Here is a 22,531-nt window from a genome sequence, read left to right as displayed (position 1 = left end):
GAGACACACCCACTCCGCTCCCACCCCCCACCCGTCCCTATGAGGACCCATGACGACCTTTGTGCGACATCCAAGCCGACGCAGACCGATGGGGGCGGCGGCGGACTGATGTCCCAGGACCAGTTTCGCCCGGTATACCACCCGGCGGGCCATGACAACGAGCTGCGCTCCGCCATGCAGGATTTGAGGACGGGCCGCTGGTTGTCGATGCGCAACCTGCTGAACTCCACGGCCGATTGGGGCATGTGGACACAGCGCACCCAGGTGCTGGCCGCAGTTGCGGCGGGCTCCGATGCAGTGCACGCCTGGCGGACCGAAGAGCCCGCCTCCCTGTCGGCGATCGTGATGCACTGCCGGGTGTCGGTCGAGCGCGCGCTCAGGGCTCATCGCGAGGGCCATGCGCGGACCCAGGATCTGTGGCACGAGGCTTGGGACGCTTGCCGTATCGCCGCCCACCAAGCACCCAACGACCCGGTGCCGTGGGTCTGCCTGCTCGCGCTCGCCCAACTCGACGACAAACAACGGCTGGAGGAACACCGACAGGTCCCCCCGGGCCCCATGCTGTTCCCCGGCCCCTGGGGGCTGCTGGCAGAGGCCCACAAGCGGGACCCGTTCAACCGCGAGGCGTACCACCGCATGCTCCAGTTCGTGTACAGCCGCAAATCCGGGAACGGACATCTCTCGGAGGCGGTGAACTTCGTGCTGTGGGCCGCCTCTGCCGCCCCCGTCGGCTCCGCGATCCTGGCGCTCCCGCTCTACGTACGGGTGGAGCGCTACCGCAGGGACAACGGGCACGAGCGGGCGCTCGACCTGCACTGGGTGACCGACGATGCAACACGTGAGGCTGTTGTGGCGTTGGAGTCGTGGTTCGATCAGGTCGACTCCACCAAATCCTCGCTGCTCGACCTCAACCATCTCGCCCACGCACTGTGGGGAGCGGGACGGTTCATCGAGGCCGCTCGGGTCTTCAGGGCTCTGGGTCCCTACTACACAGCACCCCCCTGGCTGTACCGCTCGCAAAGTCCCGGTGACTCGGCCCTCGCGGAGGACGTCTACCTCCGCGCCCGTGCCCGGTGTCTGAGCGCCGCTCGCGACGCGGGCCTCTGACCACTCATCCATCGCATTTCCAAGACATCACCCTTCCCCCGGAGGTATTTCCATGTCCATACCCGGACCAAGATGGTCGAATTCGACCTCTGCGGCCCCGATCGACGAAGAGGAACGGCTGAGAGAGCTGGGCTATCAGCCCGTTCTCGCCCGCCGAATGGGAGGCTTCGGCAACTTCGCCATCAGCTTCTCCGTGATCTCCATCCTCTCCGGATGCATGACGCTGTACGCCTTCGGCATGAACACCGGTGGACCGGCGGTCATGATGTGGGGTTGGGCCATCGTCGGTCTGTTCGTCCTCTGTGTGGGCATGGCACTGGCCGAGGTGACCAGCGCGTACCCCACGTCGGGTGCGTTGTACTACATGGCCGACCGGCTCGGCGGGCGTAAGTGGGGTTGGTACACGGGCTGGTTGAACCTCCTCGGACTGCTCGGAGCCATCGCCGGCATCGACTACGGCGCCGCCCTGTTCACCGGTGCGCTGCTACACCTCCAGTGGGGGTTCGAACCCACCCCGGGCACCACGATGCTCATCTTCATCTGCATCCTGCTGCTGCACGCCACGCTGAACCTCTTCGGTGTGAGGCTGGTCAGCGTGCTCAACTCGATCAGCGTCTGGTGGCATCTGGGGGGCGTCGCCCTGATCGTCGGCGTGCTGGCCGTCGTGCCGAAGGACCACCAGTCCCCCGAGTTCGTGTTCACCGAGTTCGTCAACAACACCGGATGGGAGAACCCCATCTACGTCGCGGCGATCGGTCTACTGCTCGCCCAATACACTTTCTCGGGATACGACGCGTCGGCGCATCTCTCGGAGGAGACCTCTAACGCCTCCGTGACCGCCGCCCAGGGCATCGTGCGCGCGATCTGGGTCTCATGGATCGCGGGGTTCGCCCTGCTCGCGGGTCTCACGTTCGCCATCCAGGACTACGACGGCGCTCTCAACAGCTCATCCGGGGTGCCCCCGGCCCAGATTCTGTTGGACGCACTCGGCACCGGTGGTGCCACCGCACTGCTGCTCGTGATCATCGTCGCCCAGTTGTTCTGCGGCAATGCCGAGGTAGCCGCGGCGAGCCGCATGGTCTTCGCCTTCAGTCGGGACAATGCACTGCCCGGATCGGCGCTGTGGCGCAAGGTCAGCAGCAAGACGCAGACCCCCGTGCCCGCGGTGTGGCTGTCGGTGGGATTCGCCTGTGTGCTGGCGCTGCCTTCGCTCTACTCCTCGACCGCCTACGGCGCGGTGACCGCGATCAACGTCATCGGCATCACTCCCGCCTATGTGATCCCGGTCTATCTCAAGCTGCGGGCGGGCGACCGGTTCGAACCGGGGCCATGGACCCTCGGCAAGTGGAGCAAGCCCATCGGCTGGATCGCGGTGGTGTGGGTGGCCTTCGTGACCGTCCTCTTCCTGCTCCCGCAGTCGAGTCCGGTCACGGTGGACACCATGAACTACGCGTCGGTGGCACTGGTCACGGTGTTGACCCTGGCGACCGTCTGGTGGTTCGTCGCCCGCGGATCCTATGGAACGCCGAAGGCATACGGGTCGGCGCGCGAGCAGGCCGAACTGGAAGACCAGATCGTCTGACGCCTTCAAGGTGAAGCCCCACGGGGTCCGGCCCACTCGGACGGAGGGCCGGGCCCCGTGCTGCTGTGCCGACTCGGCGATGTCAGTGCGACACGAGATGCTGACGGTCCGACATCTCGTCCCCCGGGAGGCTGACATGACCCATCGTGAGCTCGCTGCGGCGCAGGCGTATCTACGGCTGCTCCAGACCGCGCGGGCCGTGCTCGACGGACCGACACACACTCCTGCGGTCCTGCCCCTACTGACCGTGCCCATCTCGGAGGTCGACGAGGCCCTCGGCGCATTGGGCATGGCAGGAAACGAGGCCGCGTTCTTCCGGCTGGTGGCAGAGCTCCAGCCGGGTCCGGGCTAGCTCCGTTGTGGCCGAGGCGCCGGACGGGCGATGGCTCTCGCGAGCCGGTGGGAGCGCAGCTCGGGCTCTGCTCCCCCGGTGCCCCGGTGGCTGCCATAGACCGTGACCCTGGCCCTGTCACCTCGTCGTGGGGCGCAGCTTCGCTTGCATTCAGTCACCTTCGTTCGTCTTCATTCACCTTCGTTCGTCTTCATTCGTCGACGAAGATGTTCCGCTCCCATCGGGAGAGGCGGTCCTGGTCCTGCACCCCTCGTCCCGCGGAGTACGAGGTGCCACCTGCCGGGATCTCCAGTACCTGATGGTGGAAGAAGAACAGCCAGCTCGCGTTGCTCAGACGGGCCCGACCGGAGAAGACTGCTGTGAGGAATGCCTCCAGATGCTCCACCACGACATGGTCGAACACCCAGTCGTCGAGCAGCACCCGGATCACATCAGGGTGGCGCCCATGACCCATCAGGCCGATGTACAGCTCGATGCCGTCCAGGTCACCTGCCCAGTCGGCGAACCAGGCTTCCTCCTCCGTCCGTTCGGTCCATTCGTCGCCCGCAGCCCCCAGCGACCGCAGGGCCGCATCGACCTTCCGCACCGGCTCAATCTGCGACTGGGAGGGTTCCACTCCGGCTCCCTCCTGATCGACGGCTTCGCGGTGTTCGACGCTCCGTCGAGTGTGCCGCGGGGGGTGCATGTGAAGCCAGGGGAAGTTGGCAAGTGTCGGGAGTTCGATGTGCTTGCTGTGACCCGCGGGGTGCAGCGGGTCGATGTGAAGTGTGGGTTCGATGCCCTGAGCAACGGTCCCAGCCCACCGCATCGAGTCATCTCCGTACGACTGGAACGCAGGGCTCGGCCGGATCTACTCTTGCTCCAGCACTGGTGGCTCCCCGTGCATGTTCCGCTCTGGATTTTGGCAGTAACTTTCATTGCCTTCACCAGTCTCTACCAATATCCTTGATCGTCGATCATGCCGAGTCGAGCGCTTCGACCCCTTGTCCGGGAACTCCCTCTGGGGGGCTCACCCTGCGCCAGCAGGGCCTGTCGACGCATCGAGGACACATCGACGGCACCCATCACCCTGGCTTCGCAGTCGAGCGCCGGGGGTGAGGCAGCGCCACCTCACATCTCGTCGACGGTCGTGAGCAGTTGACCGTCCCAGCTCCCTCGCTGCTTCTGATGCACAGCGGTTTCGCCGTTTCCCCTAGCGATCGACCTGCCCATACAAGCCTCGCTCCCGCGCTCGCGACGGGATCGACGGACATCCGGATCACCGCCGACAATCTCCTCCTCGCAGGTGCAAATACGTCCTGCCCGCACATTGCGTCCCCCGATCCACCGGCTGCACCGCCATCGGGCGCACAGGTGCCCGCTGACCCCGAACGATCCATCCCGGAGCGCCGGCAAAACGGCCGAGCCGCCTCGCCCTTCGCAGCTCTTTGCAGGCCAACGGCCCCTGGAAATTGGCTCGTTGTTTCAGAAACTTCATTGGTCTATACCTTGACTCGCCCCCACTCGGGACGCTTCAGTGTGATCTACACCCCCGCCACGGAGTGCCTGGCGAACCCGGTTCCACCGGGCTTCGCAGGCATGTCCGCTGACGCACGAAAGGGAAAACTCGTGCTCAAAGATCGTATGAAGGCGCTGATGGTCGGCGTGGTCGCGGCCGGTTCCTTGGCAGCGACGGTTCTCGTGCCGACCGCAACGGCTTCTGCCGCTTCGCCGGCGGACGATTGCGCCATCGCCCCCAGTTGGGTTGCCGGCGCGAACTACCAGACCGGTGACATCGTCAAGTACAACGACGGTGAGGTGTACATCGCCGAGCGCAACAACCCGGGCTACAACCCGGTGGTCAGCACGCACTACTGGGACCCGTACACCTGCGGCACGGGTGGTAACCCGAACCCGAACAGCTTCGTGGTGAGCGAGGAACAGTTCAACCAGATGTTCCCTCGCCGGAATCCGTTCTACACCTACAAGGGTCTGACGGACGCCATGAAGGCGTTCCCTAAGTTCGCCCACACCGGCACGGACACGATGCGCAAGCAGGAGGCCGCGGCCTTCCTCGCCAACATCAGTCATGAGAGCGGTGGGCTCTTCTACATCACGGAGATCAACAAGGACAACTACCCCCACTACTGCGACACCACCCAGCCCTACGGCTGTCCTGCGGGCGGTTCGGCCTACTACGGCCGCGGCCCCATTCAGCTGAGCTGGAACTTCAACTACAAGGCCGTCGGTGACTGGCTCGGCATCGATCTGTTGAACCACCCGGAGAAGGTGGAGACGGACCCCGCGATCAGCATGATGACGGCCCTTTGGTACTGGAACACGCAGGACGGCCCCGGCCCGGTCACCGGCCACGACGCCATGGTCAGCGGCGCCGGCTTCGGCCAGACGATCCGCTCGATCAACGGCTTCCTGGAGTGCGACGGCAAGAACCCGGCGCAGGTCCAGAGCCGGATCAACCGGTACAAGAACTTCACCCAGATCCTGGGCGTGCCCACCGGCGCGAACATCTCGTGCTGATCAGCTCACCCGCTGATCAACCGATGTACTGAAGGTGAGGAACGGGCCGGAGGGGACACCCCTCCGGCCCGTTCCGCCGTTCACCACCACAAGAAGGGACCCCGCCCCCGGTCCCGCATGTCCCATCGACGGCACATCTCCGCTCGTTTCGGCGAGTGCGGCACGGCATCGCGGGCAGACGCAGTTCAGCGAGGGGATGAGCCCCCCGCGCCCCGGTCGCATACCGGATCTGCCCGCTCACCGCCCAGGGCTCCGAGGACCGACACACCGGTGTCGGTGCCGGGCGAGTGATCGAACCGAAGTGAGGAGTCACCGATGATCGTCGTAGGCATCATCGCCGTCTGCGTGGTACTGGCCGTCCTGGCCTTCTTCGTGCCCCGCCTCTCCCGCCATCCCGAACGCGGGACCCAACGGACGCTCGGCCTCGGCTCTCGTGCCGGCGGCAAGGCGCCCGGGATACTGGGGCGCATCCTCAGCAAGCCGTTCCACAGCAGCTCGCGTGCCGTGAGCCGGAGCAGTTCCGCCGGTCGTCGGGCCCGTTGGCGGCTGCCGTTCTAAGGACCGCCGCCCCCCGGCTCACCGGGGGGTGCCTGATCCGTTGGCGCCCCGTGTGGCGTCTCGGGTCGCACCGACGGCATAGACCCCCACCACCGAGGCTGCCACCCGTGCCAACTCTTCGCGTACAGCCGGCGGCGAAAGCACTTCCAGCTGGTCACCGAGTGCCAGCAGCACCCCGGTCTCCGAAGTGTTGTCAAACACCAGCTCGGCCCTCAGCCAGTCCTCTCCTTCCGGGGCGATCTCCCCGATGATCCGGCCCGAGGTCACGCACTGGAAGCGCACCAAGGCGTCCTTGCGCAGCCGCACCGTCACCAGCAGGGGGAGGCGGCGCTGTTCGGCTTCGTATCGCATCGTCTTCCACACATCGGCGAGCTCCCAACCGGGCCTTCTGCGCACCGGCTCGTCGATGATGGACGCCTTGACCACACGGTCGGCACGGAACAGCCGCGGAGAGCCGGACTTGTCGGCCACGAGGTACCAGACCCCCGCCTTCACCACGAGCCCGTAGGGGTCGAGGACGTAGTCCCCGGGCTCGACTGCGCCACTGCGGCGATAGCGCAGGGCCAGTCGGCGGTCGGTGAACACGGCCGAGTTGAGTATGTCGAGATCGACTGCGGGTCTGGGCCTCATCATCCAGCGTTCCGGATCGACCAGGATGCGCCGACTCGTCAGCTCTGCGGCCGGTCGGTGCGGTTCCGGTATCGCCGCCATCACCTTGCGGAGCGCGGACCCCAATGCGGCATCGAGCCCGAGGGCGGCATGGGTTCCGCGTGCGGTGAGGACGAACAGGGCCCTCGACTCGTCCTCTGTCAGACCGGTGACGTCGGTTCGAAACCCCGGCAGCAGCGCAATGCCTCCGTGTCGCCCCCGCTCGGTGTAGATGGGAATGCCGGAGGTGGAAAGTGCCTCGACATCGCGGTAGATGGTTCGGACGGACACCTCAAGGCGCTCGGCGAGTTCGGCTGCTTGCACCAGACCGCGCGTCTGGAGGAGCAGGATGATCGAGAGCAGGCGGTCTGACTTCACGGGCGCAGACTCTCCGGGAAACATGACGGAAGTTGTCAGGTTACTCCTCGAAGGTACGCGCATCAGAGCACCTGATCCGATGCACAGGAGATCGACCAGATGAACGACCCACGTCCGTTGTACGAACGAGCAGCCGCCCAGTTCGCCACGCTGCTGGAGGCCGTGACACCGTCCCGGCTCGGCGATCCGACGCCCTGTGCGGAGTTCGACGTTCGGGCACTGCTCTCGCACAGTGTGAACGGGCTGTACTTGATGGCGCACATCGGTGAGAACGGGGACTGGAAGTCGGCTCCCCCGCCGGTGTCGGACTTCGCCGACGACGCCTGGCTCGGATCGTACCGGGGCGCGCACCAACGCTTCGGTGAGGCGTGGTCGGACGATGCGAAGTTGGGCTCGACCGTCTCTTCGCCCTGGGCCGAGGAGACCCCCGGGGATGCGATGGTGGGTTTCGCCCTTCTGGAGACCGTGGTGCACAGCTGGGACCTCTCCGAGGCCCTCGGCCGACCGGTGCAGTTGGATCCCGTGCTCGCCGAAGCGGTCATTCCCATCGCCCACGACGCACTCCCTGCCGCCAACCGTGGCGGCCCGGTGCCCTTCGGTGCCGTACGCGAGGCACCCGTGGGGGCTGATGCCTACGACCGGCTGGCTGCGTGGTTGGGCCGGGAGGTGCCCGACCGTTCCCACGGCTGAATCGGCCGATTCCTGGTAGCGCAGGGGCCCGGTAGTCCCCACCGGCGACTTGCTCGCCCGCACAACCGCTCCGCCCCACCCGTGCGCACGGCGGCCGGGTGGGGCGGAGCTCTGCTCGGGATCACTGATGAAGCAGGCGCCGGGCTCGGGCTACTGCTCCGCATGCTCCTCGCGACTACCTCAACCACGGCGGTGCGCACCACGACAGCGTGAGCCACGATGCCCATCGCAGGACCGGGGCGATCCATGTGCGGGATACAGGCACGCGATCGCCACGGCTGGCCCCATTTGTGTCTGCCCACGACGGCCATCGGAGTGATTCCAACCGTTTTGCCCAAACTCGCGCGCTCTTTGCTCCGAACCCTGTACGGACAACCGCCCACTCCGGGCGAACCTCCTACAAGGAGCACGAGCATGCGAATCTCCGTCGTTGCGGTCCCCGTCTGTCTGGTCGCGGCTCTTGCCGCCCCCGCAGCCGCCTTCGCAGAGTCAGGGGCAGCGGGTCACCACAGCCGCACCACAGCCGCACCGGGGGCTCTGGTCGCCTACGGGCTGACCACCGACCAGCGATTGGTCCGGTTCGGTGTCGACAAGCCGTCGGCCGCCACTTCGGTGGGCGCGGTCAGCGGGCTGGCGGGAGACACCAAGTTGGTCGGCATCGACTTCCGGGTGCAGAACCTCAAGCTGTACGGGGTCGGCGACCAGGGCGGGATCTACACCATCGCCACCAACGACGCGCGTGCGGTGAAGGTCTCACAGCTCACGACCGCGCTCTCCGGGACCTTGTTCGGCGTGGACTTCAACCCGGCCGCCAACCGGCTCCGGGTGGTGAGTGACACCGGACAGAACCTGCGTCACAACATCAACGACACCACGGGAACGCTCGGTACCGTTGTCGATGGAGTACTCACCAATCCGACGGTGCCGCCCACCACCGCCAAGGGAATCACCGGGGCCGCATACACCAACAACGACCTGAACACCGCGACCGCCACGACCCTGTTCGACATCGACACCCTGGCCGATCGAGTCTCCCTCCAGTCACCGGCCAACGCCGGCACCCTTGCCCCCACGGGAGGGCTCGGCATCCATGCCGACCCCAGCGCTGGATTCGACATCTACTTCGCCCCCACACAGGGCACGAACCATGGTTTCGCCACCCTGCGCAGCGGCAGCACCCACCGCCTCTACGAGGTCAATCTACTGACCGGCGCGACCCGCAGTCTCGGTTCCTTCCCCGCCGATCGACAGGTCACTGACATCGCCCTGCCACTCGACCAGAGCTAGCGTCCCCGCTTCAACAGCCAAGCGGTGTCGGCGGGCTGGCCTCGGCCTCGGCTTGGGGTGCACCCACGGTGGAGCCGGGGCCGGGCCATCGGCCCGTTCAGGGGGTCCGTTCGGGAGCGCGGCGCGAAGAGGCCATGGCGGTACGGAGGTGGGTCCTGGATCACCGTGGAGTGATCGAGGACCCACCTCCGAAGCGCTCATCACCCGGATGCGAACTACTTGGGCATCAGTACGGTGTCGACGATGTAGACGGTCGCGTTGGCGGTCTTCACATTGCCGCAGACCACCTTGGAGGTGTTGTTGACCGTGTACGCCTCACCGGAGCCGGTGGCGGTGATCTTCCCCTTCTGGAGGGTTTCGAAGGTGCCGTTCTCCAACTGCGCGGGGGTCACGCCCTGGCCGACGACGTGGTAGGTGAGGATCTTCGTCAGCATGGCCTTGTCCGCGAGCACCTTGTCGAGGTCGGCCTTCGGGATCTTCGCGAAGGCGTCGTTCGTGGGTGCGAAGACGGTGATCCCCTGGGCGTTGTTGAGGGTGTCGACCAGGCCGGCCTGCTTGACTGCGGCAACAAGGGTCGACAGCGCGGGGTTGTTCGAGGCGGCCGTGGCGACGGGGTCCTTGGACATCCCGTCGAAGGAGCCCGACCCCTGCTTCGGGACGGAGGCGCAGGCGGTGCCGAACGGCTGGTCGCCCGCCGCCGCGTCATCGGGCGCGGCGGATTCCTGGGGCTGCGAGTCATCCTTGCTCGCCTCGGTCGCGGAATCGGCGGACGTGTCCTTGCCCGAATCCGAACAGGCTGCCAGGGCGAACGGCAGGACGGTCACGGCGGCGACGGCGACGGCGGTGCGGCGGAAGCGGAGGGCGTTCATCGAAACTCCATGAGATGTCGAGTTCTTCGGCAGGCTGCGAGCCGTCTGGTGCTGGGAGGAAGGCGGTCTGTCATGACTGCGCTCCTCTCGACGGGCAGAACCTGCTCACACTCGGCATTCGGAGCCAACGGCCAGGCGGATTGGTCAGTCAACGGATCGAATGACGGCGGGCGGACGGGTTGACGAGGCGACGGCCGGCCGGAGAGCCTCCATCGAGCTTCCCCGCCCCGCCGTCGATGTGCCGTCCATCCGCCACCCTCATGGACGTGGCGGCCGTACGACGCATGGGTCCTGCCACGCCCGCACGGCTTCGCTACCGGTCCTCAGTCCAGCACTCGGCCTCCGTGGTAGCGCAGTTCATAGGCTCGGACTCCCGCGGCCGTGGTGATGTGCTCAACGCCTTGGAAGCGCAGCACGTCGCCGGTGTTCTCATCGACGTACGACAGCCCGGCGACGGTCTGGCGGAAGCCGCCGAGGAATCTGTTCTGGTGGTACAGCTCCGTCAGAGCCGCCTTGATCGTCTCGCCCGCGGTATGGGCGTCGATGTCGTCGCTCAGGAGATATCCGTAGTAGTTCATCCCCCACACGGGCCGGTCCGCGTGGTGCACGGTCTCCTGCCCCAGGAAGTCCGTACCGCCGAAGTAGCTGTCCCGATAGGCCAGCTCGCCCTCTCGGTACTCCAGATCGTGTGAGGCGGTTCGGGCCGGGGCGACCTTGCCGGTACCTCCGACATAGGTGGCGGCCTTGGCCCGAACGACGAATGCCTCCAGCGCGGAAGGTGTGAGTGTCAACGTGTCCATGGTCGCGTTCTACCAGCAGGGTCTGACAGTCGAGGGCGTGTCGCGCCCTCCCTTCAGGGCATGGGGCGGTCTGGCTGCGGCTGCGGTGGAAACATGTTTGTCATAAATGAACCGGAATAGAGCTCCAACTCCTTTAGTTCCAGGCAGATATGAATGTGGGAGTGGCTCTCAACGCCATCGATTCCGACAACCAAGTCGACGCCACCGTCCGGTTAGCCGCGGAGGCCGAAACGGCGGGGCTCCGTTCCGCATGGTTCGGGCAGGGCTTCGGCATCGACTCGCCCCAACTGGCGGCGATCGTCGGACGGGAAGTACCCGGTCTCCAGGTGGGGACGGCCGCGATCCCCGTCTTCGGGCGCCATCCGCTGGTGGTCTCCGGCCAAGCACTCACCGCCCAGGCGGCCACGCACGGTCGCTACCACCTCGGGCTCGCACTCGGTACGCGACTGCTGACCGAGGACGGTATGGGCATCCCCTTCGAACGGCCCATCGCCCGACTGCGTGAGTTCCTGGTGGTCCTGCGTCAGCTGATCGAGACCGGCACCAGCGACTTCCGGGGTGAACTGATCAGCGCGGCCACCCCGCTCCCGGCCCGGGTGCCCGGAGCCACGACGGGCGTACCGCTGCTCGTGGCCGCCATGGGTCCCCAGGCGCTGCGGGTCAGCGCTGAGCTGGCGGACGGGATCCTGCCCTATCTGGCCGGACCCCGTGCCCTGGCCGAGCACATCGTGCCGGCGGTCACGGCTGCTGCCGCGGCGGCCGGTCGTCCGGCGCCCAGGATCGTGGCCTTCGTGAACGGGGTGGTCACCGACGATGTCGAGTCCGTACGGGCCCGAGCCGCCGAACGACTCGCCTTCTACGAGCAGATTCCGTCCTACGCACGGGTGATCGAACTCTCCGGTGCCAAGAGCGCCGTGGACGTGACCGCGATCGGAAACGAGGAGACGGTACGGGCGGAGGTCCAGCGCTATCTGGACGCCGGGGCGACGGAGGTCGTGTTCGCAAGTACGGAGATCGCCGGGGACGCCGACCGGCACCGCACCTGGTCACTGCTCGGCGAACTCGCCGCCGAACGGCCGTAGTAGCAGCCGTACCGGGCACCCATCGATCCGACGTCCCACTACACCCGAAGGGCCCGGCACGCACCCTCGTGCGTGCCGGGCGGTTCGGTCAGGCGATGTGCGGCCTCCAACGGCCTTGCGGAGAAGCGGGGCGAAGGCGCTTGCGGGTGTGGTTGGTGGGGGCGATCGATTCACCGAACATGCGTTGAACACTTGCCCCTGCGCTCTCCTATGGTGCGCGCGGCCTCACGCCCATGCTGCCGTGAAGGTCGGTGTACGTTCTCCAGCGAAGACCGATCCGTATGCAACCCGATGCCCCCTCCCTTAGCCAAGTAAAGTTGGTGTGCGCAGATGGACTTGCCTGAGTGGCTCGCGACGGTGTTTGAGCACGAGTTCACTGAGAGCCAGCGATCCAGAGTCGCCGAGGTGATCACGGCCATCAATGCATCCACCCTCAGTGCAGCTGAGATGGAGCGTGGATACGGAGTGATCGAAGGGCACGCACGATTCCTTGGCGCGGTCATCCTCCTCCACCGAGAGGGTGATGACCTTGAGGAGACCCTGGAGACGGCAACCTGGGACTGGCGGGATCTCCTGTTGGGTACCGGGCTTGAACACGAGGGCTGGCCGAGCGTCCTCGCAGAAAAGCTTGGCGGACCCTCTGATGGTGACCCCCTGAGGGGCTGACCCTCGCCGTATCACTTGACGAGTCGGAATCTCTGAAATCGTGCATCGCGCCCCTATCCGACTGGTGAAGTCGAGGCACCGGGAGTGTTCCGCCCGATGTTCGCGTCATGCCGGCTCGTCTCGCCGTTGCCTTCGAACCGGTCGATCCATCAGCAGCAGGTCGCGCTCTGCGCGGATGCGCATCACCGGCGCTCCCATCCGGACGGCAGGGTGCCATGACGCGACCCCGGCCCGAGCCGTCGAGCCCGAGGCTCGGTGCATCAGCCGCCGTCCCCGCAGCACAAGGCAACGGAGACAAGGGCCGCAGCATCCAGCTGGACGAGTCCCCGGCCCCAGGGCTGGGTAGCCACAGCAGGCACCACCCTGCCTCGCGATCGGACTCGATCACCCTTCACCCCAGTACGGGTGATTTTCGCCCTACCTCTTGACGGTTTTCGGGCAGCAATCCACACTTCCAGTCATGCCCGGTCATTTTCGGGCGATGGCGATCAGGAGTCAGTGATGCTTCCCGCAGAACGACATCGGCGGATCTCCGCCGTGGTGGACCGTGTCGGCACCATCAGCAGCGAGGATCTCGCCGAGCAGTTGCACGTCTCCGTGGAGACCGTGCGTCGGGACCTCGGGCAGATGGAGAAGCGCGGTGCCCTGCGGAGAGTGCGCGGTGGGGCAGCGTCGTTCGCGGTGGTGCAGGGGGTCAGCGGTGAGGAGGCGTCGTTCGCCGACCGCTCCGAGTCGCAGACCCTCGCCAAAGCGGCCATCGGCAAGGCAGCGGCCAAGCTCGCCCTGCCCGGGATGACCGTGGTGATCGACGTGGGGACGACAGCCGTGGAGATCGCACGGGCCCTCCCGCTGGACTTCCGGGGCACGATCGCCACCCCCTCGCTCCTGGTGGCCCAGGTGGTCTCCGTACTGCCCCAGGTCTCGGTACTGCTGCCCGGCGGGCGACTGCGCGCGGGAGATCTGGTGTGTTCCGGGCCGCAGACCGTGCAGTTCTTCGCGGATATCTACCCTGACCTGGCCTTCCTTGGTTCCGGTGGCATCGACCAAACCGCCGGTGTGACCGATTTCCACTTCGAGGAGATCGCCACCAAGAAGCAAATCCTGTCGTGCAGCGCCCGTACCTACGTACTGGCGGACGGCAGCAAGTGGGGACGGGTCGCCGGACATCGCATCTGCGGGTTCGGGGACCTCACGGGGGTCATCACCGACACGGCGGCCGAGGACGACATCACCGCGGCCGTGAAAGACACCGGATGCGAGGTCGTGGTGGCGTGAGCGCCACCTTCACCCCCGTACGGTACATACCGATTGTTTTCCACCCTCCCAGCGAGCAGGGTTTCGAAAGGGATCACTCCTATGGCCACCCATGAGTCAGTGGACACCGACGGCGCCAGACCCGGCGCAGGCGCACCGGACGAAAAGAAGGAGATGAAGCGGGAGCTCACCCGCTACGCCTCCTTCGCCATGGCCTTCGGCTTTGTGTCGATCGCCACCGGCATCTTCACCACCTACGGATCGGTGCTCAACAGCTCCGGCCCGCGCGGGATATTCGCCTGGCCCATCGCGGTCATCGGCCAACTCTCCGTGGCGCTCGTCTTCGGCGCCCTCGCCGCCCGCATCCCCATCAGCGGATACGCCTACCAGTGGGTCTCCCGCCTGGTGAACCCCGTATGGGGTTGGATCATGGGCTGGATCTCCTTCTCCTTCCTCGGTGTGGTCGTCGTCGCCGTCGACTACACCATCGCGGCGACGATCCTCCCTGAACTCCTCCAGTACCAGGGAACGCAGGAGAACGCGTGGGCGATCACCGCCGTTGTGATCCTCGTCCAGGCGGTCCTGGTCGCGCTGTCCACCCGGCTGACACATCAGGTCAACAAGACCGCCGTGACAATCCAGCTGATCGGCATGATCGGGCTGACCGTACTGCTGTTCGTCGTCGGCGCGGTCGCCGGCAAGCTGGACTTCTCCACGCTCTTCCAGGCTGCTCCCGTGGCGGAGGCCGGCTACTACAGCCTCGGCTCGGCCGGTGAGGTCGGCCCGTTCGCGTTGGCGTTCCTCCTCGGCGCATTCACCATCGTCGGCTTCGAGTCCGCGGCCAACCTCGCCGAGGAGACCCGTGACCCCGCCCGGGTGATCCCCAAGGCGATGGTGCAGGCCGTCCTCTCCCTCGGTGTCCTCGGCTTCCTCTTCCTGATCGCGGTGACCGCACTCATCGAGGACCCGGTGAAGCTCGCCGAGTCGGCCACCCCGGTGGCCACCGTGATCACCGCGGTCCTCGGGTCGGGCGTCGGCAAGGCCCTGCTGGTCCTCGTCGTGGTCTCGATCTTCTCCTGCGGTCTGGTGATCACCATGAGCGGTACGCGCCTGGTCTGGGCGATGTCCCGCGACGAGCGCTTCCCCGGCTGGCAGTCCCTGCGGAAGATCAACGTCTCCCGGGGCACCCCGCTCAACGCCACGCTGTTCATCTTCGTGGTGGGCGAACTGGTGCTGGCATCGTTCGCGATGTCCACGGACGCCTTGTTCTCCCTCTTCTCCGCAGCCACCCTGTTGCCCGCGATCATCTACGCCGGCACCGTGCTGATGTACATCGTCAAGCGCAAGTCGCTGCCGCCGACCCAGGGCTTCTCGCTGGGTCGTTGGGAGATCCCCGTCATCGTGACCGCCTCCGTCTGGCTCGTCTACGAGTTGCTGATCTTCCGCGACGAGTCCTTCCGCGACCCGTGGCTGTACGTCCTCGTGCTGTTCGCCATCGGCGCCGTGTACTTCGCGTACCTACTGGCCCGCCGCGGTGTCGCCGGGCTCACCATGCCCGACATGGCCGATGTCGACCGCACCCTCGACACCGAGGACGCCACCGGAACCGTCAAGCCCGCGGTGCCCCAACAGGAGGAGGTGTCGGACCGATGACCGTGGTCCTCGCCATCGACCAGGGGACGTCCGGCACCAAGGCGGTGGTGGTGGATGCATCGGGCGCGGTGGCCGCCATCGCCGAAGCCGAACTGCGTCCCCGCTACGGCGACGGCGGTCTGGTCGAACAGGACCCGCGGGCACTGCTCGCATCGGTCCTGGAAACTGGCCGCCGCGCCATCACCGAGGCGGGGCTCCCGATCGACGTCGTCGCCCTGGCCAACCAGGGCGAGACGGTCCTGGCCTGGGACCCCGCGACCGGTACTCCGCTGTCGGAGGCGATCGTGTGGCAGGACCGTCGGGCGGAGTCGGTGGTCGCGGGGATGCGGCAGCACGCCGACACCATCGCGGCCCGCACCGGTCTCGTCCTGGACTCCTACTTCTCCGCGCCCAAGATGACCTGGCTGCGCCGGAACGTAACGCGTGAAGGCGTCGTCACCACCTCGGACACCTGGCTGCTGCACCACCTCACCGGAGAGTTCGTCACCGACGCCTCGACCGCCAGCCGCTCCCTGCTGCTCGACCTCGACACCGTCGAGTGGGCACCCGACCTGGCCGAACTGTTCGGTCTGGAAGGGGAGCGGCTACCCCGGATCGTCGCCGGTGACGAGGTCATCGGTACCACCGGGGCGTTCGGCGGCCGGATCCCGGTGGCGGGGTTGATCGTGGACCAGCAGGCGGCGCTCCTCGCCGAGAGCTGCTTCGACGCGGGCGCCGCCAAGTGCACCTTCGGCACCGGCGCCTTCCTCCTCGCCAACACCGGCACCAGTCCCGTCCGCTCCACCTCGGGGCTGACCACGTCCGTCGCCTGGCAAGCCGCCGGGAGCACCCCGTACTGCGTCGACGGACAGGTGTACACGGCGGCCTCCGCGGTCCGCTGGATGCGGGACCTCGGGTTCATCGGTTCGGCGGCCGAATTGGACACCGTTGCCGCGAAGGAGTCCGACGGGACCTTGTGCGTACCCGCCCTGGCGGGTCTCGCCGCGCCCTGGTGGCGACCCGACGCAACCGCCACCTTCGCCGGAATGACGCTCTCGACCCGGCCCGGGCATCTGGTGCTCGCGGTCCTCCAGGGCATCGCCGCCCAGGTCGCCGAGGTGTGCGATCTGGTCGCCACGGACCTCGGCGCACCTCTGACCAGTCTGCGGGCGGACGGCGGTCTCACTCGCAGTCGAACCCTGATGCAGGCGCAGGCCGATCTCGCCCAGATGCCGGTGGACATCTATCCCTCGGCCCATGCCACCCCGTTGGGCGCTGCCGCGCTCGCGCGACTCGCCCTCAACCCGGGCATGACACTCCGGGAAGCCGTTGGCAGTTGGAAACCGTCAGCGGTCTTCGAGCCGGTGTGGTCGGCGGACCGGGCGGCACAGTTTCGCACGTCATGGACGGCGGTCGCCGAGACGGCCGTCCGCAAGGGAGATCTCACATGAGTCACACCCCAGGCAGCACCACTCCTGGGCGCGGTCCGTCCCCCGTTCACGACATCATCGTGATCGGGGGTGGGATCGTCGGCTCCGCCATCGCCCGCGAACTCGCGGGACATGCGGTGTCCGTCGCACTGGTGGAGGCGCGCTCCGACATCGGGGACGGTACGAGCAAGGCGAACACCGCCATCCTCCACACCGGCTTCGACGCCACCCCCGGCACCCTCGAATCCCGTCTGGTCGCCCGGGGGTACGACCTGCTGTCCGACTACGCCCGCGAGACCGGAATCCCGGTGGAACACACCGGGGCCATCCTGGTCGCGTGGAACGAGGAGGAACTCGCCGCACTCCCCGGGCTCCGGGACAAGGCCGAGGCCAACGGCTATCACCACAGTCGGCTCATCGGCGCGGACGAGGTGTACGCCGAGGTCCCGGCGCTCGGCGAAGGCGTGCTCGGTGGGCTGACCGTGCCCGACGAGTCGATCATCTGCACCTGGACGACCAATCTCGCCCTGGCCACCGACGCCCACCGGCGCGGCACGGACATCCTCCTCGATCACGCGGTCACCGCCGTGACCGTCGCGGACGACATCACCACCCTGCACACGCGCGGCGGTGACGTCCACGGACGGTGGATCGTCAATGCCGCAGGTCTCGGCGCCGACCGTCTTGACGCGCTCTTCGGGTACGACCGGTTCACCGTCACCCCGCGCCGCGGCGAGCTGTTCGTCTTCGACAAGTTGGCCCGCCCCCTGGTGGACCGCATCGTCCTTCCCGTACCCACCAAGCGGGGCAAGGGCGTCCTCGTCTCCCCCACCGTCTACGGCAATGTGATGCTCGGTCCCACCTCCGAGGACCTCACCGACCGCACCGCCACCGGGACCTCGGAAGACGGCTTCGCCTTCCTCCTCGGCAAGGGCGAACGGCTGATGCCACGCCTGCTGGAGGAGGAGGTCACCGCCACCTACGCGGGCCTGCGCGCCGCCATCGACCGCTCGGACTACCTCATCGAGGCCGATGCCGACCAGCGCTATCTCCTCGTGGGCGGCATCCGCTCCACCGGTCTGACCGCGGGCATGGCCATCGCCGAGCACGTCGGCGAGATGCTGACCGCCTCGGGTGTTGTCCTCAAGGAACGCGACGCTCTGCCACCGCCACCGGCAATGCCTTACATCGGCGAGGCCGGCGTACGTCCCTACCAGGACGCCGCACGGATCGCCGAAGACCCGGCGTACGGGGAGATCGTCTGTTTCTGCGAACGGGTGAGCGCCGGTGAGATCCGGGACGCCTGCCACGCCCCGCTGCCCGCCCGGACACTCGACGGGTTGCGTCGTCGCACCCGTGCCATGAACGGGCGCTGCCAGGGCTTCTTCTGCGGCTCGGCCGTCCAGCAACTCCTGAACGACCACACCGACCACGACACGGAGCAGGGCTGTGCCCGTCCGTGCCACGAGGTGACCTCCTGATGACCGACTCGCGTACCGAGCAAGCACCTCCCTTGACCCTCACCCCCGACGTACTGGTCATCGGTGGCGGACCGGCCGGTCTCAGCGCTGCCGCGGCCCTCGCCCCCCGGGTCGCCGGTGACGTCCTCGTACTGGACCGGGAGAAGGAGGCCGGGGGCATCCCCCGGCACAGCGACCACACCGGGTACGGGCTGCGGGATCTGCACCGGGTGCTGACGGGGCCCGCGTACGCACGCCGGCTCACCGAGACCGCGCGGCGGGCGGGTGCCGTCATCCGTACCAACGCCATGGTCACCCACTGGGCGTCGGGGCTGGCCGTGGACGTCACCAGTCCGCAGGGCCGGTTCCGGGTCGAGCCGCGGGCCGTGGTCCTCGCCACCGGCGCCCGGGAGAGGCCGCGCACCGCCCGGCGCATCCCCGGGGACCGCCCGGCCGGCGTCTACACCACCGGCCAGCTGCAAAACGCCGTCCACCTCCACCACCAGGAGGTGGGCAAGCGCGCCGTCATCGTCGGCGGTGAGCTAGTGAGTTGGTCGGCGGCGCTCACCCTGCGGGAGGCCGGTTGCTCGGTCGTCGCGATGGTCAGTCAGTACAAGCACACCGAGTCGTACGGGGCCTTCAACCTCGGCGGCAAGGTCGTCCTGGGCGTCCCGGTGGTCAATCGGTCCCGCGTGGTGCGGGTGATCGGCAAGCCCCGGGTGGAAGGGGTCGAGATCGAGGACGTCGACACCCGTCGGCGTCAGGTGCTCGCCTGTGACACGGTCATCTTCACCGGTGACTGGATCCCCGACAACGAACTCGTCCGCACCGGTGACATCGCCCTGGACCCGCACACGCTCGGCCCCGTCGTGGACACCGCGCTACGCACCAGCCGCCCCGGGGTGTTCGCAGCCGGGAACATGCTCCATCCGGTCGACACCGCCGACATCGCCGCACTCGACGGTCGACACGTCGCCGATCAGGTGGTGCGCTGGCTGGCCACGAACTCCTTTCCGCACTCCTCCGCCGCTGTGCCACTGCTCGCCGAGAAGCCATTGCGTTGGGTGTCGCCCAGCCTGTTGCGTCCCGGTGACCCGGCTCCACCGCGTGGTCGACTGTTGTTGTGGACCGATGAGTTCATGCGCGTACCGCGGGTCACGGCCCGTCAGGGGGGTGAGGTCCTCTCCGAACGGCGGCTGGCCTGGCCCGCTGCTCCCGGCCGGGTGTTCCGGGTGCCGTGGTCGATCCTGCGGGGCATCAGCCCGCACCGAGGGCCCGTCACCCTCACCGTGCGCTGATCGACACTCCTGCCCCGGACGCATCGAAGCCGTTCGGGGCGGGCTGCACGTCCACGAGCGCCCTGGGGGCGGTGCGGTTGGTGCAGTCGGGGATGGTGGGCCAGCGCGGTGAGGGTGTCGGCGGTCAGTCCACCGGTCTTGGGCCTGCGCAGCAGGGCGGGCGAGCCGTGGCGGGACGAACGCGGCTGCCAGGGGTTCGCCCTCGGGCCCGAAGAACTCCAACAGTCCGTCGTGCCGCATCGCAACGCCGCTGATCGACTCCCAGGGAAGATGGCGCGGTGCCGGTGGACAGCGTGGCGCCGGGTGCAGTGACACCGCGGTACGGGCAGGCGCTCGAAGGCGACCTCCTGGGCCGTGTCAGACACGACCCCAGTACCGCGGTGTCACTGTAGGGATCCGATGTCGGTCCGAGTGGCTGGGCTGCCGCCCCGGACCGACGGCGGGGATCAGGCGACGGGAGCCGGGTAGGTCGGGTACTCCACCCCGGACACGTGCTGGACGACACGGATGACCTGGCAGGAGTAGCCGAACTCGTTGTCGTACCAGAGGTAGAGGATCGCGTTGTCGCCATCGACCTTCGTGGCACCCGCGTCCACGATCGACGCGTGTCGCGAACCGATGAAGTCGCTCGACACCGCGTCCGGGGCGCTGGTGAAGTCGATCTGGCGCTTGAGCGGCGAGGTCAGCGACACCTGGCGAAGGTGGTCGAGGACCTCTTCGCGAGTGGTTTCGCGGGCGAGCTGCAAGCTCAGGATCGCAATGGAGACGTCCGGTACGGGCACGCGGATCGAACTGCCGGTGATCTTGGCGTTCAGTTCCGGCAGCGCCTTGGCAACCGCAGAGGCCGCACCCGTCTCGGTGATGACCATGTTCAACGGCGCCGAACGGCCACGACGGTCCGAGTTGTGGTAGTTGTCCAGCAGGTTCTGATCGTTGGTGAACGAGTGGACGGTCTCCACGTGCCCGCGCAGTACGCCGTACTCGTCCGCCATCGCCTTCAGCGGCGGGACGATGGCGTTGGTGGTGCAAGACGCACAGGAGAGGATCTGCTCATCCGGCTTGATCATGTCGTGGTTCACACCGTGGACGACGTTGGGGACGTCCCCCTTGCCGGGCGCGGTCAGGACGACCTTGGCGATGCCAGGCTGGAGGTGCTTCGACAGGCCCTCGCGGTCGCGCCACTTGCCGGTGTTGTCGATGAGGATGGCATCCTTGATGCCGTACTCCGTGTAGTCCACGGACGTCGGATCGTCGGAGTAGATCACCTTGATCTCATTGCCATTGGCAATGATCTTGCTGTTCTCCTCGTCCACGGAGATCGTCCCGTTGAACTGGCCGTGGATGGAATCGCGGCGCAGCAGCGAAGCGCGCTTGACGAGGTCCTGGCCGGCTCCCTTGCGGACGACGATGGCGCGCAGCCGCAGACCGTTGCCGGATCCCGCCTTCTCGATGAGCAGCCGGGTGAGCAGTCGGCCGATGCGTCCGAACCCGTAGAGGACCACGTCACGCGGCGCACTGCGTTCGATCTTGTTAGCGCCGGTGGCGCCGACGACGGCTCGCGCGGTGAACTCCGCCACCGACAGCCCGTGGCCATCGGTGCGGTAGGTCGCGGCGAGCATGCCGATGTCGATCTGGGACGGACCGAGATCGAGGGTGGTGAGTGCCTCAAGGAAGGGCAGCGTCTCAGTGACCGAGAGTTCTTCACCGGCGATCTGCCGGGCGAATCGGTGGGTCTTGAGGATGCTGACCACTGACTTGTTCACCAAGGAGCGGCTGTGCAGCAGAATCGTTACGTCCCGCTCCCTGTGTAGCTTGCCGATGATCGGAATCATCGACTCCGCGATCTCTTCGCGGTTCTTCCAGTTGATGAACGAGTCCTCGTTGACAGTCACAGATTCATCTTTCGAGCTAGGCGGCGCTCATATGCTAACCCGCCTTCGTGTTGATCATTCAGGCGGTGCCACCCGAGCCGGCTCGCACGATCGGGCCGTACGCCCAGATCAGCGCGGGAGCAGGGACCGTCCCCCCGTCGTTCGGGCCCCTTTCCCGGCGCCACTTCAGGGCAGCACTCCCCCAGGACCCCTCCCTGGGACCTCTCCCTCGGACCGGAACGGCTACCCCCGCCGCAGCAGATACGTGTCCATGATCCAGCCCTTGCGTTCCCTCGCCTCGGCACGCAGTCGCTCAATGCGGTCCGATACGTCCGCGAGCCGCCCCGAGACGAGGATCTCGTCCTTCGTCCCCACGTACGCGCCCCAGTAGATGAAGAGGTCCTGATCCAGATGGCGGGTGAACGCCTGGCGCGCGTCCAGCATCACGACCACGTCGTCCACGTCCTCGGGCCACCCCTCGGCCAACCGGCGGCCGGTGGTGATCTGAACCGGGCGGGCCACCCTGTTCAACCCGGTGCGGTGCCGCGCCAGCAATGCCGAGACACTGCTGATCCCGGGCACCACCTCATGGTCGAAGGCCACGTTGCCCCGGCGCAGCACCTCCTCCAGGGACCCCAGGGTGGAGTCGTAGAGGGAGGGGTCGCCCCAGACGAGGAACCCACCGCACTCGTCTTGCGCCAGGTCCTTGGCGATGAACCGTTCGAACAGGTCCGCGCGGCGGCGACGCCAGTCCTCGACCGCCGGGGCGTAGTCGGACGTCACCCGGTCGCGCTCGGGGTCCCGCCCCTCGACCAGACGGTAGGACCCGTCCTCGACGTGCGCATCGAGGATGTCCCGCCGCAGTTGGATCAAGTCCGACTTGTCCTCGCCCTTGTCGAGGATGAAGAACGCGTCCGCGGCGTTCAACGCCTTCACGGCCTGGAGCGTCAGTTGGTCGGGATCACCCGATCCAATGCCGATGACATAGATTTTCCTCACCCGCCGAGTCTGCCTCACGCACACCGCCCACCGGCCCCCAGGGTGACGTCG

Annotated in this window: 20 protein-coding genes; 14 read left to right on the top strand and 6 right to left on the bottom strand. The window is 67.2% G+C overall.

The features are described 5' to 3' along the window. The first annotated feature begins 108 nt into the window (after nt 1–108). The 3 genes from OID54_RS32335 (at nt 109) to OID54_RS32325 (ending at nt 3,041) form a co-directional block, all read left to right on the top strand. Nucleotides 109–1,107, top strand: a complete 999-nt coding sequence (locus OID54_RS32335; protein ID WP_329025367.1) for a hypothetical protein — start codon at nt 109–111, stop codon at nt 1,105–1,107. Nucleotides 1,108–1,159: 52 nt separating this feature from the next. Further along, entirely contained in the window at nt 1,160–2,689 is a 1,530-nt protein-coding gene (locus tag OID54_RS32330; RefSeq protein ID WP_329025366.1) for an amino acid permease, read from the top strand. 136 nt (nt 2,690–2,825) lie between these two features. Next, nucleotides 2,826–3,041, top strand: coding sequence for a hypothetical protein (locus tag OID54_RS32325; protein WP_329025363.1), 216 nt, complete (start codon nt 2,826–2,828; stop codon nt 3,039–3,041). Between the two features lie 190 nt (nt 3,042–3,231). Here the strand turns inward: OID54_RS32325 and OID54_RS32320 are convergent, their stop codons facing one another. Continuing rightward, nucleotides 3,232–3,657: a hypothetical protein gene (locus OID54_RS32320; protein WP_329025361.1), complete on the bottom strand. Its 426-nt coding sequence runs from the start codon at nt 3,655–3,657 to the stop codon at nt 3,232–3,234. A 992-nt stretch (nt 3,658–4,649) separates the two neighbouring features. Here OID54_RS32320 and OID54_RS32315 point away from each other — a divergent pair. Together OID54_RS32315 and OID54_RS32310 are read left to right on the top strand one after the other, a co-directional pair. Beyond that, complete coding sequence (locus OID54_RS32315) at nt 4,650–5,558, top strand: glycoside hydrolase family 19 protein (RefSeq protein WP_329025359.1); 909 nt, start codon at nt 4,650–4,652, stop codon at nt 5,556–5,558. 315 nt (nt 5,559–5,873) lie between these two features. Continuing rightward, on the top strand, nt 5,874–6,116 hold the full coding sequence (locus OID54_RS32310; RefSeq protein ID WP_329025358.1) for a DUF6411 family protein: 243 nt from the start codon (nt 5,874–5,876) through the stop codon (nt 6,114–6,116). Between the two features lie 18 nt (nt 6,117–6,134). Here the strand turns inward: OID54_RS32310 and OID54_RS32305 are convergent, their stop codons facing one another. Beyond that, the gene (locus OID54_RS32305) at nt 6,135–7,142 is read right to left on the bottom strand and encodes a helix-turn-helix transcriptional regulator (protein WP_329025356.1); all 1,008 of its coding nucleotides are present in this window, start codon (nt 7,140–7,142) and stop codon (nt 6,135–6,137) included. Between the two features lie 99 nt (nt 7,143–7,241). Between OID54_RS32305 and OID54_RS32300 the strand changes: the two genes are divergently transcribed. Together OID54_RS32300 and OID54_RS32295 are read left to right on the top strand one after the other, a co-directional pair. Further along, the gene (locus OID54_RS32300; RefSeq protein ID WP_329025353.1) at nt 7,242–7,832 is read left to right on the top strand and encodes a TIGR03086 family metal-binding protein; all 591 of its coding nucleotides are present in this window, start codon (nt 7,242–7,244) and stop codon (nt 7,830–7,832) included. A 414-nt stretch (nt 7,833–8,246) separates the two neighbouring features. Beyond that, on the top strand, nt 8,247–9,119 hold the full coding sequence (locus OID54_RS32295; protein WP_329025352.1) for a DUF4394 domain-containing protein: 873 nt from the start codon (nt 8,247–8,249) through the stop codon (nt 9,117–9,119). 215 nt (nt 9,120–9,334) lie between these two features. Here the strand turns inward: OID54_RS32295 and OID54_RS32290 are convergent, their stop codons facing one another. Both OID54_RS32290 and OID54_RS32285 read right to left on the bottom strand, forming a co-directional pair. Further along, nucleotides 9,335–9,988 (bottom strand): fasciclin domain-containing protein, encoded by a 654-nt coding sequence (locus OID54_RS32290; protein ID WP_329025351.1) that lies wholly within the window; start codon nt 9,986–9,988, stop codon nt 9,335–9,337. Nucleotides 9,989–10,311: 323 nt separating this feature from the next. Then, a complete protein-coding gene (locus OID54_RS32285; protein WP_329025349.1) occupies nt 10,312–10,788 on the bottom strand; it encodes a DUF5680 domain-containing protein in 477 nt (158 codons plus the stop codon). Nucleotides 10,789–10,937: 149 nt separating this feature from the next. Here OID54_RS32285 and OID54_RS32280 point away from each other — a divergent pair, with 149 nt between their 5' ends. The 7 genes from OID54_RS32280 (at nt 10,938) to OID54_RS32250 (ending at nt 19,610) form a co-directional block, all read left to right on the top strand. Further along, complete coding sequence (locus OID54_RS32280; protein ID WP_329025347.1) at nt 10,938–11,870, top strand: TIGR03564 family F420-dependent LLM class oxidoreductase; 933 nt, start codon at nt 10,938–10,940, stop codon at nt 11,868–11,870. A 330-nt stretch (nt 11,871–12,200) separates the two neighbouring features. Then, on the top strand, nt 12,201–12,536 hold the full coding sequence (locus tag OID54_RS32275; RefSeq protein WP_329025345.1) for a hypothetical protein: 336 nt from the start codon (nt 12,201–12,203) through the stop codon (nt 12,534–12,536). Nucleotides 12,537–13,037: 501 nt separating this feature from the next. After that, nucleotides 13,038–13,811 (top strand): DeoR/GlpR family DNA-binding transcription regulator, encoded by a 774-nt coding sequence (locus OID54_RS32270; protein ID WP_329025344.1) that lies wholly within the window; start codon nt 13,038–13,040, stop codon nt 13,809–13,811. 81 nt (nt 13,812–13,892) lie between these two features. Continuing rightward, the gene (locus OID54_RS32265) at nt 13,893–15,443 is read left to right on the top strand and encodes an APC family permease (protein ID WP_329025341.1); all 1,551 of its coding nucleotides are present in this window, start codon (nt 13,893–13,895) and stop codon (nt 15,441–15,443) included. Beyond that, entirely contained in the window at nt 15,440–16,873 is a 1,434-nt protein-coding gene (locus tag OID54_RS32260; RefSeq protein WP_329025339.1) for an FGGY family carbohydrate kinase, read from the top strand. Before OID54_RS32265 ends, OID54_RS32260 begins: the two co-directional genes overlap by 4 nt. Continuing rightward, nucleotides 16,870–18,333 carry an NAD(P)/FAD-dependent oxidoreductase gene (locus tag OID54_RS32255; RefSeq protein ID WP_329025338.1) on the top strand — a complete coding sequence of 488 codons (1,464 nt, stop codon included), beginning with the start codon at nt 16,870–16,872 and terminating at the stop codon, nt 18,331–18,333. The genes OID54_RS32260 and OID54_RS32255 overlap by 4 nt, the downstream gene beginning before the upstream one ends. Next, on the top strand, nt 18,333–19,610 hold the full coding sequence (locus OID54_RS32250) for an NAD(P)/FAD-dependent oxidoreductase (protein ID WP_329025336.1): 1,278 nt from the start codon (nt 18,333–18,335) through the stop codon (nt 19,608–19,610). The genes OID54_RS32255 and OID54_RS32250 overlap by 1 nt, the downstream gene beginning before the upstream one ends. Nucleotides 19,611–20,056: 446 nt before the next feature. Here OID54_RS32250 and OID54_RS32245 read toward each other — a convergent pair whose 3' ends face one another. Both OID54_RS32245 and cobF read right to left on the bottom strand, forming a co-directional pair. Continuing rightward, on the bottom strand, nt 20,057–21,502 hold the full coding sequence (locus OID54_RS32245; RefSeq protein ID WP_329025333.1) for a glyceraldehyde-3-phosphate dehydrogenase: 1,446 nt from the start codon (nt 21,500–21,502) through the stop codon (nt 20,057–20,059). A gap of 222 nt (nt 21,503–21,724) precedes the next feature. Further along, the gene (gene cobF / locus OID54_RS32240; protein WP_329025331.1) at nt 21,725–22,480 is read right to left on the bottom strand and encodes a precorrin-6A synthase (deacetylating); all 756 of its coding nucleotides are present in this window, start codon (nt 22,478–22,480) and stop codon (nt 21,725–21,727) included. Between the last annotated feature and the right edge of the window lie 51 nt (nt 22,481–22,531).

This window comes from Streptomyces sp. NBC_00690, from assembly GCF_036226685.1.
Classification (GTDB): Bacteria; Actinomycetota; Actinomycetes; order Streptomycetales; family Streptomycetaceae; genus Streptomyces.
Note: the sequence above shows the minus strand (reverse complement) of the source record. Positions and strands in the feature narration are given on the sequence as shown.

Bases quoted from the DNA above. Each gene is read 5' to 3' on its own strand.
- OID54_RS32335 (WP_329025367.1), top strand. From the start codon at position 109: ATGTCCCAGGACCAGTTTCGCCCGGTATACCACCCGGCGGGCCATGAC.
- OID54_RS32330 (WP_329025366.1), top strand. From the start codon at position 1,160: ATGTCCATACCCGGACCAAGATGGTCGAATTCGACCTCTGCGGCCCCG.
- OID54_RS32325 (WP_329025363.1), top strand. From the start codon at position 2,826: ATGACCCATCGTGAGCTCGCTGCGGCGCAGGCGTATCTACGGCTGCTC.
- OID54_RS32310 (WP_329025358.1), top strand. From the start codon at position 5,874: ATGATCGTCGTAGGCATCATCGCCGTCTGCGTGGTACTGGCCGTCCTG.
- OID54_RS32300 (WP_329025353.1), top strand. From the start codon at position 7,242: ATGAACGACCCACGTCCGTTGTACGAACGAGCAGCCGCCCAGTTCGCC.
- OID54_RS32295 (WP_329025352.1), top strand. From the start codon at position 8,247: ATGCGAATCTCCGTCGTTGCGGTCCCCGTCTGTCTGGTCGCGGCTCTT.
- OID54_RS32290 (WP_329025351.1), bottom strand. From the start codon at position 9,988: ATGAACGCCCTCCGCTTCCGCCGCACCGCCGTCGCCGTCGCCGCCGTG.
- OID54_RS32285 (WP_329025349.1), bottom strand. From the start codon at position 10,788: ATGGACACGTTGACACTCACACCTTCCGCGCTGGAGGCATTCGTCGTT.
- OID54_RS32280 (WP_329025347.1), top strand. From the start codon at position 10,938: ATGAATGTGGGAGTGGCTCTCAACGCCATCGATTCCGACAACCAAGTC.
- OID54_RS32275 (WP_329025345.1), top strand. From the start codon at position 12,201: ATGGACTTGCCTGAGTGGCTCGCGACGGTGTTTGAGCACGAGTTCACT.
- OID54_RS32270 (WP_329025344.1), top strand. From the start codon at position 13,038: ATGCTTCCCGCAGAACGACATCGGCGGATCTCCGCCGTGGTGGACCGT.
- OID54_RS32265 (WP_329025341.1), top strand. From the start codon at position 13,893: ATGGCCACCCATGAGTCAGTGGACACCGACGGCGCCAGACCCGGCGCA.
- OID54_RS32260 (WP_329025339.1), top strand. From the start codon at position 15,440: ATGACCGTGGTCCTCGCCATCGACCAGGGGACGTCCGGCACCAAGGCG.
- OID54_RS32255 (WP_329025338.1), top strand. From the start codon at position 16,870: ATGAGTCACACCCCAGGCAGCACCACTCCTGGGCGCGGTCCGTCCCCC.
- OID54_RS32250 (WP_329025336.1), top strand. From the start codon at position 18,333: ATGACCGACTCGCGTACCGAGCAAGCACCTCCCTTGACCCTCACCCCC.